This is a genomic window from Trichocoleus sp. FACHB-591, assembly GCF_014695845.1.
GTDB lineage: Bacteria > Cyanobacteriota > Cyanobacteriia > FACHB-46 > FACHB-46 > Trichocoleus.
This window is the reverse complement of sequence record NZ_JACJPA010000085.1, coordinates 35378-49633: the sequence shown is the minus strand read 5'-3', so window position 1 is coordinate 49633 and position 14256 is coordinate 35378. Positions and strand designations below refer to the sequence as shown.

Annotated in this window: 9 protein-coding genes; 8 read left to right on the top strand and 1 reads right to left on the bottom strand. The window is 49.2% G+C overall.

Annotation, left to right across the window (positions count from 1 at the left end; translation table 11 throughout):
* Nucleotides 1-171: 171 nt before the first annotated feature.
* The 8 genes from H6F90_RS15660 (at nt 172) to H6F90_RS15625 (ending at nt 11999) form a co-directional block, all read left to right on the top strand.
* On the top strand, nt 172-717 hold the full coding sequence (locus H6F90_RS15660) for a hypothetical protein (RefSeq protein WP_190553333.1): 546 nt from the start codon (nt 172-174) through the stop codon (nt 715-717).
* A 23-nt stretch (nt 718-740) separates the two neighbouring features.
* Nucleotides 741-1166 (top strand): alternative ribosome rescue aminoacyl-tRNA hydrolase ArfB, encoded by a 426-nt coding sequence (gene arfB, locus H6F90_RS15655; RefSeq protein WP_190553332.1) that lies wholly within the window; start codon nt 741-743, stop codon nt 1164-1166.
* Between the two features lie 251 nt (nt 1167-1417).
* A complete protein-coding gene (locus H6F90_RS15650) occupies nt 1418-7000 on the top strand; it encodes a PAS domain S-box protein (RefSeq protein WP_190553331.1) in 5583 nt (1860 codons plus the stop codon).
* Between the two features lie 67 nt (nt 7001-7067).
* Nucleotides 7068-8300: a hybrid sensor histidine kinase/response regulator gene (locus H6F90_RS15645; protein ID WP_190553330.1), complete on the top strand. Its 1233-nt coding sequence runs from the start codon at nt 7068-7070 to the stop codon at nt 8298-8300.
* Nucleotides 8301-8468: 168 nt separating this feature from the next.
* A complete protein-coding gene (locus H6F90_RS15640; protein WP_190553329.1) occupies nt 8469-8666 on the top strand; it encodes a heavy-metal-associated domain-containing protein in 198 nt (65 codons plus the stop codon).
* Nucleotides 8667-8682: 16 nt separating this feature from the next.
* Nucleotides 8683-10941 (top strand): heavy metal translocating P-type ATPase, encoded by a 2259-nt coding sequence (locus tag H6F90_RS15635; RefSeq protein ID WP_190553328.1) that lies wholly within the window; start codon nt 8683-8685, stop codon nt 10939-10941.
* A 14-nt stretch (nt 10942-10955) separates the two neighbouring features.
* Complete coding sequence (locus tag H6F90_RS15630) at nt 10956-11531, top strand: cupredoxin domain-containing protein (RefSeq protein WP_242024493.1); 576 nt, start codon at nt 10956-10958, stop codon at nt 11529-11531.
* A gap of 54 nt (nt 11532-11585) precedes the next feature.
* Nucleotides 11586-11999: a heavy metal-responsive transcriptional regulator gene (locus H6F90_RS15625; RefSeq protein ID WP_190553327.1), complete on the top strand. Its 414-nt coding sequence runs from the start codon at nt 11586-11588 to the stop codon at nt 11997-11999.
* Here H6F90_RS15625 and H6F90_RS15620 read toward each other — a convergent pair.
* Nucleotides 11996-13957 carry a hypothetical protein gene (locus H6F90_RS15620; protein ID WP_190553326.1) on the bottom strand — a complete coding sequence of 654 codons (1962 nt, stop codon included), beginning with the start codon at nt 13955-13957 and terminating at the stop codon, nt 11996-11998. The two genes, H6F90_RS15625 and H6F90_RS15620, sit on opposite strands and share 4 nt — an antisense overlap.
* Nucleotides 13958-14256: the final 299 nt, after the last annotated feature.

The following is a 14256-nucleotide window of genomic DNA, read 5'->3' as shown; positions in this document are numbered from 1 at the left end:
TCGCGTACCAAAGCGGCAGAACGATTTATCAGCTCAAGCATGGGATGCTCTCGGACTACCTGATTGAGCAACTCAAGCACCCGTCCGTACAAATGACTCTTGCGTAAGTCCTGTCTAAGTTTGCCTAGCTTAGAGAAACGTGATGCCCCTGGCTTGAGGAGAATACTCAAAATGGTGAAACTTCCCGCGATCGCCCTCTTAGTTGGATTACTAACCGCTAGCTCTGTGGCAACGGGCTTAGGAAAACCTCAGTTGAAGCAGCCACCCACACCAAAAACGGCGCAGTGCCAAACCCTCACAAGCTTCTCTGGAAGTCCGATTCAGACCTTACCCTCACCCTTCGAGAATGGCTGTGCCATTTCTACCCCATTGCGGGCCAATAACCCTGGAACGGTTGTCTATGTGTTGAAGACAGGGATGCGAGCGCCCGTGGTTCAGTCGAGTCGTGGTGATTTAACCGTGCAGCAAACAGAAACACTGGATCGTTTAGTCGATCGCGGAGAAGCTGTGCGGATTACCTGGTTTAGCCCTGCAACCTTGGGTTCTCAACAGTTCGTAGAAGCGCTTCCCGCAGAAACGGTCTTTCTAGCCTGGAACGATCTCTGCACTAAGTTTTCCGCCCAGAAAGTCGGTTGTGTGGAATCGGGTCTGTTTCGTCCTAGCGCGCTAGCGGAAATTTTGATCAAAAATAAAGAACGGGCTGCAATCCAGCCTTAAACGTTCTAGAGCAAAGCTGAGTCATGCTGCAAATCACTAATACCGTGAGTATCCCTGAGCAAGAGATCGAGATGAGTGCTGTTCGTTCTCAGGGGGCAGGTGGGCAAAACGTCAACAAAGTGGCGACTGCCATTCACTTGCGCTTTGATATCCTGGCTTCTTCATTACCCGATCGCTACAAAGAACGGCTATTGCAACTAAATGACCAGCGGCTCACCAAAGATGGGGTCATCGTAATCAAAGCTCAGGAGCATCGCAGTCAAGAGCAAAATCGAGAGGAAGCTCTAGAACGGCTGCAAGCTCTGATTAAAAGCGCGATCGCCCTACCCAAACCCCGAAAACCCAGCAAACCTACCCGGAGTTCTCAACGCAAACGATTGGACAGTAAAACCAAGCGATCGCAGATTAAAACCACGAGAGGAAAAATCATCAACGAGGATATGAGTTAAAGCTATCGTGACTACTCAGAATTAAGTTTTCGTGACGATTGAAGGGGCGTGAGTAGGGATAAGATAGGGTCTAAAATATTCAAGCCTAATAGAGGCAAAATCAGGTGAGCCGATCTAAGCATAACGAGACAGTCAGCCGAGCAGAGATTCGTGCGGTTACCGACAAGGGGAAGTGCGATCATTGCCTTGGTTGAAGGGTTACTGAAGCGGATAGGACAATTGGAAGCACGGATTGAAGCCTGAAAGAATCTATGAACACCCCAGGAAACCCAGCCACACCAGCCCAACTCCATGCCGCGATCGCAGAACTGCAACAGGAAGTCCAACGTCTTCAGCAGGATCAGCAAGCTAGAGAAGCAGCGTACTCCAAGCTAAAAAGTGAGTATAAGCAGCTTGAAGCTCAATTACATCTAGCGAACCAGCAAGGCCATATTGTGGGTGAGATTGCTCTACGGATTCGGCAATCTCTCGATTTAGAGCAAATTCTCAATACGACGGTCGTAGAAGTACAGCAGTTTCTAGAAGCCGATCGCGTTTGTCTTTGCTTTATTACGGACGATTGGCAAACGAAGATAGTGGCAGAATCGGTTCTCCCTAACTGGCATTCTCTTTTAGGCACAACGATTACTGATGTCACGTTTAGCCAAGAAATGCTGGCAAGGTTTGAGTCAGGCATTCTGGCGATCAGTGATATATCTGAACTGGGACTTTCTGATAGCGCCAGTCAGCTTTTGTTAGAACGATGCCAGATCAAAGCTTCTTTAGGCGTGCCGATCAAGCTAGAACAACCGTTTCAAGCTACCCCTCTACCCGCATCTAGCACCCGCTCATCGAGTACCTATGATGGCGATCGCGGCTTCTGGATCCTCATGGCTGACCAGTGTTCGGAAACTCGTGAGTGGCAACCGTTTGAGATTGAGCTGCTAGAACAACTGGGCAATCAGGTAGCGATCGCCATTCAGCAGGCAAAACTATTTCAACAATTGGCAGCACTCAACGCGAATTTAGAGCAAGAAGTTGAGAGTCGGACCGCCGAGTTACGCTGTAGTAATGCTCTATTGAAAGCTCAACAAGAAGCTGCTCTCGATGGGATTTTGGTAGTTGATGAAAACCGCTCCATCGTTTCTTACAATCAGCGGTTTTGTCAGCTATGGCGAATTCCAGAGCTAGCGATGCAAAACCAGCATTCCGGTCAATTAATAGAACTCGTTATTGATAAAGTAGAACAGCCTGAGGTGTTTCGAGCGCAAATTGAGTACCTCTACCAACATATAGAAGAAATCACTTACGATGAGATTTCGCTGAAGGATGGACGCACTTTAGAGCGCTATTCTATTGCAGCGCGATCGCCCCAAGGCCATTACTACGGCAGAGTCTTTTATTTCCGAGACATTAGCGAAGCGAAGCGCGAAGAAATCGTTCGCAAGCAAACTGAAGCAGCACTGCGAGAAAGTGAAGAACGGCTCCGAACTCTGATTAACGCCACACCCGATATTATCTGCTTTAAGGATGGGGAAGGACGCTGGCTAGAATCTAATCAAGCTAACCTAGACTTCTTTGAACTCAAAGAACTGGAGTATAAAGGTAAAACAGATGCTGAGTTGGCTCAATTCAGTCACTCTTATGGGGACATCCTCAGTACTTGCCACCTGACCGACCAAGAAGCTTGGCAACTCCAAGCAATTCAGCGCATCGAGGAGATCTGTCTTCGCGCTGATGGCACAGTGAAGATTCTTGACCTTATTAAGGTGCCTTTATTTGATCCAGATGGGGAGCGCAAAGGCTTGGTGGTTTTAGGGCGAGACATCAGCGAACTGAAGCGAGCCGAAGCCGCCCTCCGAGCTAGCGAACTTCAGTATCGAGATTTAGTGCAGACAGCCAACTGCATCATCTTACGCTGGGATACCAATGGTGACATCCTGTTCATGAATGATTACGGCCAGCGTTTGCTTGGCTTCGAGAGCCATGAGATCATCGGTCGTAATGTGGTTGGCACGATTGTTCCGGAGACCGAAACCTCTGGGCGCGACTTACAAGCGTTGATGGTAGATATTTGTCTGCACCCAGAAAACTATCTCCTGAATGAGAATGAAAACCTGTGCAAGAACGACGATCGCGTCTGGATTGTTTGGGCCAATAAACCGATTCTAGATGAGCAGGGAAATTTAGTGGAAATTCTCTCGGTTGGCACCAATGCCACTGAGCGCAAGCGAATGGAAGCTGCTTTGGAGGAGAGCGAGTTTAAGTTTCGCACCATTGTCGAGAATGCTCATGACACTCTCTATGTGCTTAATGATGAAGGTACCTTTTCTTATCTTTCGCCCAACTTGCGTAACATCATGGGTTATGAACCCATCGAGCTAGAAGGGAAGTCCTTTACGCCTTTCATTTATCCTGATGATTTAGACCGATGTGTCAGCGCAGTTGGTCATGTCGCCGCAACAGGCGAGACACTTTCAGAAATCGAATATCGAGCTAAATGCAAAGATGGCACCTATTCCTGGCTAGTTACTAATCTAACCGCTTCAAAAGATACAAATGGTCGGTTAATCATTATTGGTGTAGCTCGTGACATTAATGAACGCAAACGGGTAGAAGAAGCACTTCAGCAGAGTGAACTAAAGTTCCGCAATATTGTGGAGAATGCCAACGACATTATCTTCTTGCATAATCTAGAGGGTGTGATTACTTATATCTCTCCTAACGTCACTGCTATTTTGGGTTATAGCGTCTCAGAGATGGAAGGCCGCTCGTTTGCTGAACTTGTCCATCTTGAAGATCTTCATGTACCTTTGGCCTCGACGCGCAGAGCTGCCGAATTTCGAGAAAAGCAGTCGGGCATAGAACTCAGAGCGCGTCATAAAGATGGTAGTTGGCGTTGGGTTAGCGCCAATATTTCTCCGATCGAAGATCCTAGTGGTCAGATCGCCATCCTTGGAATCGCTCATGATGTGACTGAGCGCAAGCAAGCGGAGGAAGCGCTACGCCAGAGTGAGATCAAGTACCGCAATATTTTTGAGAACTCTCAGGTGGGGATTGGTCGCGCTCGTTTAGAAGTGGGAGGCATTTTAGAGGCCAATCAACGATGTGCGGAAATGCTTGGATATGCTTCTGTCGCTGAGGTAATTGGTACACCGCTCTCTCCAGAGTTTGTTTACGTTAATCCGGATGATAGCCAGCGTATTGCAGACATTGTTCAGCAATATGGAGAAGTAAAAAACTTTGAACTTGAATTGCGTCAGCGTAGTGGAACCATAATCTGGGTTCTACTATCGTTCCGTCTGAACCCGGAAGAAAACCATCTCGATTTTGTCATGGAGGATATTACCGATCGCAAACAACGAGAAGAAGCGCTGCGCTTGATTGTGGAAGGAACGGCAGCCAAAACAGGAGATGAATTCTTTCAGTCTTGTGTGCGCTACCTAGCGGAGGTGCTGCAAGTCCGTTACGCCTTTGTCAGTCGCTTCATCAACGCAACTAAAACCAAAGCCTGTACTTTGGCAGTGTGGGGAGATAGCAAAATTGGCGAGAACTTCGAGTACAACACAGAGAATTTGCCCTGCGGCCAGGTGATTAAAGGCCAAGTTTGCTATTACTCGGAAGACTTGCCAACCCTTTTTCCCAGCATTTCCGACTTCACCGCGATCGCAGTTGAGAGCTACTTAGGGATTCCGTTAGTCGATGCAGCAGGAGATATCCTGGGCATTTTGGGGGTGATGGATGTGAAACCAATGTCACCCGATGCAGGACGAGAGCTGATCATGCGGATTTTTGCAGCTCGTGCAGGTGCAGAGCTAGAACGCAAGCAAGCCGATGAGGCCGTGCACTATCGAGCCCAAGTAGAAAGCTTACTCAGCAGCATTTCTCGGCAGTTTATTGACCAAGGCTTAGAGACAGCCGTTGACTTCAGCTTGCAGGCGATCGCGCAATTTTTTGGAGCGGAGCGGAGCTGCATTTTTGAGTACTCTCCAGATCAAGCGATCGCCCAGATTGTCCATGAGTGGTGTGCGCCCGGAGTTCTGCCCTTAACGCTTGAGGTTAGAGAAAATCCGGTAGAAATGTTTCTGCGTTTCCATCGTCTGATTCTGAGCGGCAATGTGGTTCACATTCCCAATCTGGCTCAGCTCTCACCAGAAATGCCAGAGAGGCGTTTGTTTGAGCATGAGTCTGTGCAGTCGCTGGTGGCAGTTCCCATGTCTCACGCCGATAAAGTCGTGGGTTTTCTAGGGATGGATGTGGTTCATAACCCTAAAACTTGGAGCCAAGAGGAATTGAGCCTGCTGAAATTGGTAGGCGAGCTGATTGCCATTGGGCGGGCGCGACATCAAGCTGAGGAAGCGCTACGCATTGCCAAAGAAGCTGCGGAAGCTGCCAACCGCTCCAAGAGCATCTTTTTAGCTAATATGAGCCATGAGTTGCGAACACCCCTGAACGCCATCCTCGGCTTTACCCAGTTGATGGAGCGTGACCCTGCCCTAACAGATCAGCAAGAAGAATCTCTAGAAATCATTAATCGTAGTGGAGAACATTTGCTCAACCTGATTAATGATGTACTAGAGATGTCCAAGATCGAAGCGGGGCGGATGACCTTGCATCCTACAGCCTTCAACTTGCATCAGCTACTCTACACGCTTCAGGAGATGTTTCAAATCCGAGCCGAAGCGAAGCAACTGTCTCTGCAATTTGAACTTGCACCTGATTTGCCTCCCTACGTCTTGATAGATGAAGGCAAACTCCGCCAAGTTTTGATCAATCTTTTAAGTAATGCCGTGAAGTTCACAGACAGGGGTGAGGTGCGGCTACGAGCCAGCATTCAAACCGAAAACCGATCTGCGGGAGTTGGCCATTACCTCTGTGTAGCCGTTGAAGACACCGGAAGTGGCATCGCGCCGGAAGAGATAGACAGCCTGTTTCAACCCTTTGTCCAAACCACTAGTGGGACTCAAGCCAGGGAAGGCACGGGACTGGGGTTAACAATTAGCCGCCAATTTGTGCAGTTGATGGGGGGTGAACTGACGGTCAGCAGCACCATTGCGCAGGGGTCAAGCTTCCAGTTTTGGGTGCCCCTGACCCTGGCCGCTTTACCTGTAGAATCAGCTCAAGCGAGTGCTAGAGGCCGAGTCCTCCGGTTAGCTCCCAACCAACCAACTTATCGAATTCTAGTCGTAGACGATCGCCCAGAAAACTGCAAATTCATCGAGCAACTTTTACAAATGGTGGGTTTTGAGACGGCTCTAGCAACCAATGGACAAGAAGCGATCGCCCAATGGCAAAGCTGGCAACCCCACCTAATTTGGATGGATATGCGGATGCCTGTGATGGATGGCTATGAAGCCACTCGCCAAATTCGCCGCTTAGAAGCCACTGCTCCCGCCAGAGCCCATAGAACCGTGATCATCGCCTTAACCGCCAGCGCCTTTGAAGAACAACGAGCCACAATTTTGGCTTCAGGCTGTGATGATCTCGTCCGCAAGCCATTCCGAGAACAAGTAATTTTTGACAAAATTGCCGCTTATTTAGGAGCCGAGTATCTCTATGAACCCGCAAAAACCGATGCAGAGTTGGCAAAACGCTTTGCCGCGATCGGAGCTCGATCTACGAGCAACTCGCTACCTCGAATTCAAAATGTCAAATGTGAGGATTTGAGGATAATGCCGCTGGCCTGGATTGCCGAATTACACACAGCCGCAACTAGAGTCAATGCCAATTTAGTGCTACAACTGCTGGAACAGATTCCGCAAAACCATAGCCGATTAGCTAACAGCTTAAAAGATCTCGTCAAGCACTATCGCTTTGACCTTCTGGTGGAGTTAACTGAATCTTTGATTAGCTAGAGACTGGGTGCAATTCACTGTAAGATTTTCAGCATCTCTTACTTGATCAAGCTAAATCGCTGACTGCATGCAACCTGATGCTTCTCGAGGAAATATCCTCATCGTGGATGATACACCAGACAACCTGCGCCTTTTATCCACCATGCTAACGGGGCAGGGATATGAGGTCCGCAGTGTAATTAATGGGGCGATGGCGTTAATGGGAGTCGGCGCGGAACCACCCGACCTGATTTTGCTAGACATCAACATGCCCCAAATGAACGGCTATGAGGTCTGCCAACAACTCAAAGCGGATGACCAAAGTCGTGACATCCCAGTGATCTTTATTAGTGCGCTAGAAGACGTTTTAGATAAGGTAAAAGCCTTTGCTGTGGGTGGGGTGGACTATATTGTCAAACCGTTCCAAATTGAAGAAGTGTTAGCTCGGATTGAAACTCACCTCACCGTCCGTCGATTACAACAGCAACTCCAAACTCAGAATCTGCAATTGCAGCAAAAAATGGTGGAACTGCAAGAACTAAATCAACTCAAAGAAGAGTTTTTGCACGCCATTTCCCATGATCTCCGCACACCCATCGTGGGCACCTTGTTAGTCCTAGAAAATTTGCAGCAAAGAGCTCAGAAGCAAGCTGAAGCAACAGTTTCTATTCCTCAGTCTGTTGTGCAGCGCATGATCCAAAGTAGCGATCGCCAACTGAGCCTGCTTAACCTGCTTCTAGATGCTCATTTTAATGCAGCGGGTAGTCTGGTGCTGCAACCAGAGCCGATTAGCTTACATTCATTCGTGCAGGGGCTGACTGAAGACTTGGAGCCGTTGCTAGTCAAGAATGGGGCCACCCTGACTAATCGGATTGCGCCAGAGCTACTTTCTGCCGCTGCTGATCCTTTGCAACTCAGACGGGTGTTTGAAAACCTCCTCACCAACGCCCTCAACCATAATCCCGCGGGGCTGAGTCTAACGGTTAATGCCACCCTCTCTGGTGCGGCCCAGTCTGACGTCAGCAAGGACATGAGTGAGCCGAGTCTGACGTCCGACGCGGAGATAACCACCACTCCAGAAGCCAAGTTAGATATGATTTACTGCACCGTTCAGGATAATGGGATCGGAATCAACCAAGCCCAACGCGATCGCCTATTTGAGCGCTATGTCCGGGGCGATCGGACCCGCTCAATCGGGATTGGCTTAGGACTTTACTTATGCCGCCAAATTATCCAAGCGCATGGCGGAGAAATTGGGGTCACCAGCGTTCCTGGCGCAGGAACAACCTTCTGGTTTACGCTACCGCTAGCCGCTCAGTAGCAATCCACGCACTAGTTCTGTGGAGTCTCAGCTTAGTCTTTGAGGCAAATTTTAGCTCGCTTCAAATCCACCTCAAAGTCTCTATAAATTTTTTGCTAACGCCTCTTGACTCTCCAGTGGACTGGAGGATGCAGGATAGAGTCAGATCAACTAACGAGGATTTGACCCATGACACTGCAACTGAAAGTTCCCAATATGGCTTGCTCTGCTTGTAGCGAGGCGATCGCGAAGGCTGTGCAAGCAATTGATCCTACCGCTACGGTCCAGGCAGACCCCAAAACCAAACTTGTTGACATTGAGACTCAGGCGGCAGAAGCAGCGATCCGCACTGCCATCACGACGGCTGGCTACACTATCTCAGATTAGGGCAGGAGGAGCCGCTATGGAGAACACCACCCTCAAATTGCGGGGCATGAGTTGTGCTGCCTGCGCTAACAACATTGAAGATGCCATTCGCTCTGTACCGGGAGTTGAGACTTGCAACGTCAACTTTGGGATCGAGCAAGCCAGCGTCACCTATGACCTCAAAAAAACTGATGTGGCAGCAATTCAGGAGGCCGTCGCTGCTGCGGGCTATGCGGCGCAACCTCTGTCCGAGGATGTCTTCGAGCCAGATGATGTCGAACGCCGAGAGCGTCAGGCAGAAAACCGCAAGCTAACTCGCAAAGTCAGAGTCAGCGGCATTATTAGCGCCATCTTAGTCATCGGCTCCTTGCCTGCGATGACAGGGTTGCAGATTCCATTCATCCCCATGTGGCTGCACCATCCTTGGCTCCAGTTGGTGCTGACTGCTCCGGTAATGTTTTGGGCAGGCAATTCATTTTTCATCAATGCTTGGAAGGCGGTGAAGCGGCACACTGCCACAATGGATACATTAGTCGCTGTGGGAACGGGGACTGCTTACCTCTACTCTCTGTTCCCTACATTGCTGCCGCAGTGGTTCATTGCTCAAGGACTGCAACCAGATGTGTACTTTGAAGCGGCGGCTGTGATCATCGCGCTGCTTCTGTTAGGGCGCTTACTAGAAAATCGCGCTAGAGGGCAAACCTCTGAGGCAATCCGGAAGCTGATGGGCCTGCAAGCAAAAACCGCTCGGGTGATTCGAGGCGATCGCGAAGTAGACATTCCCATTGCTGAAGTTAAAGTAAACGACATCATTCTGGTGCGTCCTGGTGAAAACATTCCGGTGGATGGAGAAATTGTGGAAGGTGCTTCCACCATCGATGAGGCAATGGTCACAGGTGAGAGCGTGGCGGTGAAGAAGCAAGCAGGAGATGAAGTCATTGGGGCGACAATCAACAAAACAGGTAGCTTTAAGTTTCGAGCCACCAGAGTCGGCAAAGATACTTTTTTAGCCCAAATCGTGAAGCTGGTGCAGCAGGCTCAGGGGTCGAAAGCCCCGATTCAGCGATTAGCCGACCAAGTGACTCGATGGTTTGTCCCAGCGGTAATCGCGATCGCCATCCTCACGTTCATTGTCTGGTTCAACATCATGGGCAACGTGACGATGGCGTTGATTACCACAGTGGGCGTGCTGATTATTGCCTGTCCTTGTGCGCTGGGTTTGGCAACTCCGACTTCAATCATGGTTGGCACAGGCAAAGGGGCAGAGAATGGCATCTTGATCAAAGGAGCAGAAAGTTTAGAACTGGCCCATAAACTGCAAACAATCATTCTGGATAAAACAGGCACGATTACGCAAGGCAAGCCGACTGTCACCGATTATGTGACCACGAAGGGGACAGCCAACCACAACGAGTTAAACCTGTTGCGTCTAGCCGCATCCATTGAACGCAACTCCGAACATCCTTTGGCAGAAGCCGTGGTGCAATATGCCCAGTCTCAAGAAGTTGAGTTGGCACATCCGCAGGAGTTTGAGGCGATCGCTGGGAGTGGTGTGCAAGGTTATGTATCCAACCAATGGGTGCAGATTGGTACACACCGTTGGATGCATGAGTTAGGTATTAATACCAGCGCTCTCCAACCGCATTGGGACAGACTGGAATATCTTGGCAAAACTGTCATTTGGATAGCTGTGGACGGTAAAGCTGAGGGAATTATGGGGATCTCTGATGCTGTAAAACCTTCTTCAATCAATGCCATTCGGGCTTTGCAGAAGATGGGGTTGAAAGTGGTGATGTTGACAGGCGACAACCAACGCACCGCTAATGTGATCGCTCGTGAAGTGGGGATTCAGCGGATCTTTGCCGAAGTTCGCCCTGATCAAAAAGCGGCAACCGTAGCCACAATTCAGGCAGAAGGTAAAGTGGTAGCGATGGTAGGTGATGGAATTAACGATGCGCCTGCCCTAGCTCAAGCCGATGTAGGGATTGCCATTGGCACAGGAACCGATGTGGCGATCGCGGCGAGTGATATCACACTGATCTCTGGGGACTTGCAAGGCATTGTCACCGCCATCCAACTCAGTCAAGTCACGATTCGCAACATCAAGCAAAACCTTTTTTTTGCTTTCATCTATAACGTGGCGGGGATTCCGATCGCTGCTGGCATTCTCTACCCTGTCTTCGGCTGGCTCTTAAGCCCGATCATTGCGGGTGCGGCAATGGCATTTAGCTCGGTTTCAGTCGTAACTAATGCCCTGCGGTTGCGTCATTTCAGCCCTAAACACTTGGCGGGGTAGGAGGTTCTTCCGAGATGAACATGATCAACAAAACACCACTACTCGGTAGCGTTTTAGGTTGGGGATTGTTGTTGAGCATGGCCTCTAGGCCAGTAGTGGCAGAGATAGCTTCTAGGCCAGCAGTGGCGCAAGTAATAGCACAAGCGAACCACGAAACGGGGCATCCAACCGAGCAAACAGGACAATTCCAACGGATTGAGCAACCCTTCTGGCTAAAAGGAGCAGTCACTGTGGGGGGTCTGGGATTAGTGAGTCTGGAGTTATGGTGGTTCCTGCTCAGCAAACCTAAATCCCGTCAAGCCACTACACAGGGGGAAGTTCAGGAAGTCACAATTACCGTGGATGGTGGCTATGAACCCAGCCAGATTGTCGTACAAGCAGGGCAACCCGTACGCTTAAATTTCGATCGCCAAGACCCTAGCAGTTGTCTTGAGGAAATCCGATTTCCTGACTTTCACATTGCCCAAGCCTTACTACTGCATCAAACCACCGCGATCGAGTTTACCCCAGACAAACCAGGCAGATATGAGTTCACCTGCGGCATGAATATGTTTCGAGGCGTGGTGGAAGTGCGAAAATCGAGCATCTAAGATCAAAGTAGTGAATTATAGGCAACTGGGAGACTAAACCCTGGGAGATTAGCCATGATAGCTCAAGAAGCAGGAAAACAAATTGGTTCGGTTGCTAAAGCTAGCGGTGTGCCAATTAAAACTATTCGGTATTACGAAGAGCTAGGACTGCTCAAAACCATCGGCAGAACTGAGGGAGGCTATCGCCTTTTCGATCCGGGAATCTTCACCCGCTTGAGCTTCATCAAACGGGCGCAGAAGTTGGGATTGAGTTTGGCAGAGATTAAAGAGTTTCTCGATGTGCATGATCAAGGAGAATTACCTTGCGATCACGTCAAAATCAAACTAGAAGACAAAGTGGCCGAAATTGACCAGCAAATCCAGCAATTGCAAGTTCTTAAGCTGGAGTTAGAAGGTTTACTCTCTGGCTGGGAAACCAAACCCGCCAACCCCGAAACCACCATTTGTCCAATCATCCAAGGTTATTAATCCGAAGAGGACAAAGGTTGCTGCTGTAACCAGTGCAACCACGCAGCCAGTTCTGCATCTGTCAACAGAGCTTGGCTAGCTTTGCCAAACAGTTGTCGCAGTGCAGTTTGGACTTGTGCCACAGCCCAACCTAAACGCCGTCGATGAATGCTAATTTGCGCTAGCACCTCAGACCAGTCTGCGAAATCATCGACAGAATTATCTATGGAATCATCTGCGATCGCCTGTTGCTCCGGTTGCCTAAAAGGTGACAGTTGCCTAGGTAGCCCTTCTTGAATCGCTGGCAGCGATCGCCGAGCCTCAGCTATCAAGATTGGATCACCAGAGGCTAAATACTGCTCCATTTTGCGCCTGTGAGCGGTCTGATCAGCTTTTGAGTAAGGAACAGAACCAGACATAGATTGAGGCTTCTGCTGGCTTCTCAGTCGCTCTTTAACCTCCAATAACACTTGCTGGATGTAGCGAACTCCCTGCAAACTGGGTTGCTCCAATGAAGCATCAAGTAGAGCAGCCTCAGGCATTAACTGGCTGAGATTAGAATTACGACCCGCAGCTGAATCTTCAGAAGGCTGAAAATCGCTGGAGGGTCCGCTAGGAGAGGCATTACGGTCCTTGCTAACTAATAAGCTTGTAAAGCTATCGAGTGAGGATGCTGTTCCAGAGCAATCCTCACTCGATATATCTAACGAAGTCGGGGGGTACGGGGGGTTTTCCCCAAGGTGATCTGGATGCCAAAGGTCACGATGGCGGTAGAGAGTACTGCCACCAATGCCGTATTCTGTGAGTGCCTTAAAGCGAGCGGTAGTGTTGCTTGGCAGTTGACTTTGGTTCAGTAGGTCAGCGATCGCGCTTCTAATGCGTTCTCTCGCCCCCTCTCGCTGTTGCTGATTCCAAGGCACAACTTCCGTAGTGGTTAACTGCTCAGTAATGAGGTGATCAGCAGAACCAACTAAAGACTGTTTGCGTTGACCAAAGTGAAAGTAGCGGCTGTTCTCTACACAAAGCGCCCATTCCTCAGCTCGTCTGGCAATTTCATGCTGATGTTGACACCAATCGTGATAGCCCGGAAGCGATTTAGCAATTTGAACAATGTCATCTACTAAAGCCTTACCTTCTAGAGGCTGGGAAGCATAGAAAAGATGACCAAAGATATAGCTACGCAGAGCAATGCGGCCTAAAAGGTAGTTAGTTTGTCCTCGACCTGTCCAGCCAGGTTCAATTTCTGCGTTCAGGTCATTGAGGAATTTATCAGCTTTCCCAGAGAGGTGATAGCGCTGACGATGAGCGATTTTAAGCGTCTGTTGCAGGCTTTGAACATCAATATCATTATGATGTTGTGCCGATCGCCACTGCTGCACAAAAGTAGCTTGGCAAGTGTAGATAGGCTCCCAGCTACGGTTTAGTAGATAGGAACCAGTTTGCAGCGGCAAACGATGAGCAGCATAGAGACTAGGCGTACCATCACTGCTGTAAAGCTTGGGATTGGGGAAAAGCTCTAGCTGACCCAGAGTTGGCTTAAAACCTGCGTTCTCTAGGAGCGTTTGGAGGGCGATCGCAAGCTGCCAAGTTTTCTGGGGGTGCTTAAAAGGAAAGTAGAGATGCAGCCCGCTACTATAACTAGAAGTACAAGCAAGATAGCTAACTAGTCCTAGAGGTTCCAGAGCAGCCAGCAAGCGAGCAATAGCCAAGGGATCTTGGTTAGGGTGGTAGCGGCTACCAATATCAATATCGAGTAAGCAGTACTGAGTCTCTGCACCAAACCGTACGCCATAGAGACAAGCAGCCTGCTGAATCAGCCGATCCGATAGCGGGTGGCGGCTCTCAGTTTGCCAAACCGGAGAAACTTGAAACTCTGGGTGATGGGCATAAATGTAATCGAAGCGGTGGGGGAAAAGTGCCAGAAATTCACTATCCCATTCACGTACCCCCTGAAAGCATAAGGAGTCTTGTACCTGCATATCAAAATTGCTCTGTTCCTAAGAAGAATTGGAATAGAGCACATATAACATGCGTTTTTTGGCGATCTGAGGTTTGTCAACACGTTTCCTTTAAGGGTGTCAACAAGGCCCAAGACCAATACTGGAAAGGGTTTGCAAAAAAGATAAATCGGGAAATTCTAGAGCTAAAAAATTTTTTTGGTCAGGGGATTCTAGAGCTAAAGTCGCGCCATTCTAGAGAGATTGTCAACACTGTCAACAAGAAAAGCAATCGCCCTCGCTCCGAAAACAGAAAGAAGTAGAAAGACTAAGTCGGGGGA

What these genes read in the sequence shown, in the direction of transcription:
- H6F90_RS15660 (WP_190553333.1), top strand. Translation starts at nt 172, where the DNA reads ATGGTGAAACTTCCCGCGATCGCCCTCTTAGTTGGATTACTAACCGCT.
- arfB (WP_190553332.1), top strand. Translation starts at nt 741, where the DNA reads ATGCTGCAAATCACTAATACCGTGAGTATCCCTGAGCAAGAGATCGAG.
- H6F90_RS15650 (WP_190553331.1), top strand. Translation starts at nt 1,418, where the DNA reads ATGAACACCCCAGGAAACCCAGCCACACCAGCCCAACTCCATGCCGCG.
- H6F90_RS15645 (WP_190553330.1), top strand. Translation starts at nt 7,068, where the DNA reads ATGCAACCTGATGCTTCTCGAGGAAATATCCTCATCGTGGATGATACA.
- H6F90_RS15640 (WP_190553329.1), top strand. Translation starts at nt 8,469, where the DNA reads ATGACACTGCAACTGAAAGTTCCCAATATGGCTTGCTCTGCTTGTAGC.
- H6F90_RS15635 (WP_190553328.1), top strand. Translation starts at nt 8,683, where the DNA reads ATGGAGAACACCACCCTCAAATTGCGGGGCATGAGTTGTGCTGCCTGC.
- H6F90_RS15630 (WP_242024493.1), top strand. Translation starts at nt 10,956, where the DNA reads ATGAACATGATCAACAAAACACCACTACTCGGTAGCGTTTTAGGTTGG.
- H6F90_RS15625 (WP_190553327.1), top strand. Translation starts at nt 11,586, where the DNA reads ATGATAGCTCAAGAAGCAGGAAAACAAATTGGTTCGGTTGCTAAAGCT.
- H6F90_RS15620 (WP_190553326.1), bottom strand. Translation starts at nt 13,957, where the DNA reads ATGCAGGTACAAGACTCCTTATGCTTTCAGGGGGTACGTGAATGGGAT.